Raw genomic sequence first — 528 nt, 5'->3', positions numbered from 1 at the left:
TGTGGAACCGTGCCCGCAGGCGGGGCAGCATGACGCGGGCGGCCTGGCGGTCGGTGACGTCGGCGGCACACACCAGCACCATCAGCAGCAGGCCCAGGCAGTCCGTGATGACGTGCCGGCGCCTTCCGTTGATCTTCTTGCCGCCGTCATAGCCGCGCGTGGCGGCGGGCACCGAGGCGGCGCCCTTGACCGACTGCGAGTCGATGACCGCCGCGGTCGGCTCCGCCTTGCGGCCCTCGGCCTCGCGGACCCGGCCGCGCAGCCGGTCGTGGAACTCCTTGACCAGGCCGTGCTCCCGCCACCTGCGGAAAAAGGCATACACCCGGTCCCACGCAGGGAAATCGGCAGGCATCGAGCGCCACTTGATGCCGTTGTCGGTGACGTACCGGATCGCATCCAGCATCACGCGGTGGCAATAGCCCTCCGGCTGCCCGCCGCGGCCCTCCAGCCAGGCCGGCACCGGCATCGCGTCCCGCACCACCGCCCACTCCGCGTCCGTCATGTCCGACGGATACACCGGCACCCTCT

The 528-nt window shown here is 71.2% G+C and carries 1 protein-coding gene; it reads right to left on the bottom strand.

The window, feature by feature from the left end:
- A partial coding sequence (locus tag VXC91_RS46800; protein ID WP_456243105.1) for an IS5 family transposase occupies positions 1-528 on the bottom strand: 528 nt, incomplete at both ends.

Origin of the sequence: Streptomyces chiangmaiensis (genome assembly GCF_036281785.1) — a bacterium.
Taxonomy (GTDB): Bacteria; Actinomycetota; Actinomycetes; order Streptomycetales; family Streptomycetaceae; genus Streptomyces; species Streptomyces chiangmaiensis.
This window is presented reverse-complemented; position numbering and strand designations above follow the sequence as displayed.